Origin of the sequence: Leptospira stimsonii (assembly GCF_003545885.1) — a bacterium.
GTDB lineage: Bacteria > Spirochaetota > Leptospiria > Leptospirales > Leptospiraceae > Leptospira > Leptospira stimsonii.
Map to the genome: position 1 here is coordinate 1 of NZ_QHCT01000026.1, position 2,078 is coordinate 2,078.

3 protein-coding genes are annotated in these 2,078 nt (G+C 37.1%); all 3 read left to right on the forward strand.

Annotated features, from left to right (window positions below; translation table 11 throughout):
* The first annotated feature begins 103 nt into the window (after positions 1-103).
* The 3 genes from DLM75_RS23950 (at position 104) to DLM75_RS23960 (ending at position 1,812) form a co-directional block, all read left to right on the forward strand.
* The gene (locus DLM75_RS23950; protein ID WP_118971027.1) at positions 104-790 is read left to right on the forward strand and encodes a hypothetical protein; all 687 of its coding nucleotides are present in this window, start codon (positions 104-106) and stop codon (positions 788-790) included.
* A gap of 347 nt (positions 791-1,137) precedes the next feature.
* Positions 1,138-1,386 (forward strand): ribbon-helix-helix protein, CopG family, encoded by a 249-nt coding sequence (locus DLM75_RS23955; protein ID WP_118971025.1) that lies wholly within the window; start codon positions 1,138-1,140, stop codon positions 1,384-1,386.
* Entirely contained in the window at positions 1,387-1,812 is a 426-nt protein-coding gene (locus DLM75_RS23960; RefSeq protein ID WP_118971026.1) for a type II toxin-antitoxin system VapC family toxin, read from the forward strand.
* Positions 1,813-2,078 lie beyond the last annotated feature (266 nt).

A 2,078-nucleotide genomic window follows, 5' to 3' on the forward strand; every position in this document is an offset into this window, starting at 1 on the left:
GGCTCACTCGAACCTCGTGCCAACCGCGTCGCGCACAAGCGCTTGCGGACGCAACGTCGAGAAGCCTCTTTCGTTAGACGAAATGCCACAAAATCGAATAGATATGAATAATAAAATAATTCCTATAGTAATAGTTTTTTTATCCTGCTTTGGTCCTGATACAAATTTTAAATCACAGATTATGTATGTAAAAGAAGGTGAGATTGCTCCATTCTATTTAGACCCGGAGCTCCATGAAAGTAAAGTTGAAGACTTAAATGAAAGAGTAGGTGTTGCAGTTGTCGGACAGCTATCGAGGTTTGATTTGAAAACATTCAAAATTCAAAAAATCTTCAAAATTCAGCACGGCATGTCTGAAGGTTACGCTCTTTCAGAGCATTTTACCATCGAAGTTCCAATTTTAAAAAGAGAGTTAAGCGGTGCCAACATTGAATCATTTTTAGGCCAATGGGGGTCATTCTCCGAATCTGAAAATATAGTTAGCTTTGATGAAATCGAAGGTTTAGATTTCAAAAAAGAAAATGGAAAAACAAAATTATGCTATTTTGGCTTAGATCAAAATTGTTACCAAGACATAACTATAAAATGTGAACAATCTGACTGTGAGATGAAACAAGATAATTATTTGCTCGGAAAGTTTAGAATATTGAATAACCGAGTTATTGAGGTAATTGAATTTGAAAAGTATGACTCCAAAAAATATGGTAAAAATTTTCATTTTCCGGATAATTCTGAAGTTATTCGCACACCTACTAGATTTTTACTAAATTCTCAAGATTCAACTGAATGAAAGTTCTTAAAATATATGGGAAGTGGCACTTCGTCTAACTTCGGCTCCTCGCTTCGTTCGCGACTCACGGTTTCCGCTCGCGCTCACTACGGTCTTCGACACATTGCTTTGTCACTTCGGTTTGCGGGACGTTCGCTAAGGCTCACTCAAACCTCGTGCCAACCGCATCGCGCACAAGCGCTTGCGGACGCAACGTCGAGGAGACTCTTTCGTTAGACGACATGCGTGCAAAAGGGCTTTTGAAATAAAGAGGCGTACTAATATATTCATTTTTGTAATTAAAGCGAGTTCAAAAATTTCATTGACAAAATCGAAAATGTATTACATATGTGATACATGAGGCGAATATGATTAGTCTTCGATTACCCCCAGAATTGGAAAAGAAATTATCGGAAGTGGCGAAAATTGAAAATAAAAGTAAATCAGAGGTCATTAAAGAGTCTTTAGTTTATTATATTAATAACTTTGCGCAAAAGCCTTCAGCCTATGAATTAGGTAAAAAATACTTTGGCCAATATCACAGCGGTATTTCTGATAAATCGGTAAATCATCAAAAGTATATTAAAGATGCGATATTGAAAAAAACAAAAAGGTAAATGATAAAAGTAATTATTGATACTGGGCCAATCGTAGCTTTCTTCGATGAATCGGATGTTTATTGTACTGAGGTTAGATCATTTCTCAAAGTTTTCAAAGGAAGATTATTTACGACCTTAGCAGTTGTAACGGAAGTTTCGTATTTGTTATCGGATAATAAGAAAATTCAAAATTCATTTATCGAATGGATTAAAGACGGAGCAATTACAATTCTAAATCAAGATAATGAACATTTTTCATCAATTCATCATTACATGGAAAAATATTCCGATCGACCAATGGATTTTGCAGATGCATCTCTTGTAAGCCTTTCAGAAATTTATGGAATAAAAGATATTTTAACTTTAGATAGTGATTTCCTTTTTTACAAAACCAAAAAAGGTAAGGCATTAAATATTATTAATTCTCAGATGATCAAATCTTAGATTAAAGCACGCACGATCGTCTAACTTCGGCTTCCCACTGCGTTCGCGACTCACGGTTCCCGCTCGCGCTCACTCCGGGCTAAAGCCACATTGCTTTGTCACTTCGGTTCGCGGGACGGCGCTAAGGCGCCTCGAACCTCGTGCCAACTCCGTCGCGCACAAGCGCTCGGAGACGCAACGTCGAGAAGCCTCTTTCGTTAGGCGACATTATGAAAGTTATGACTGAAGAAATACTAAATTTCCGAATAATTGGATCATATGTAAAT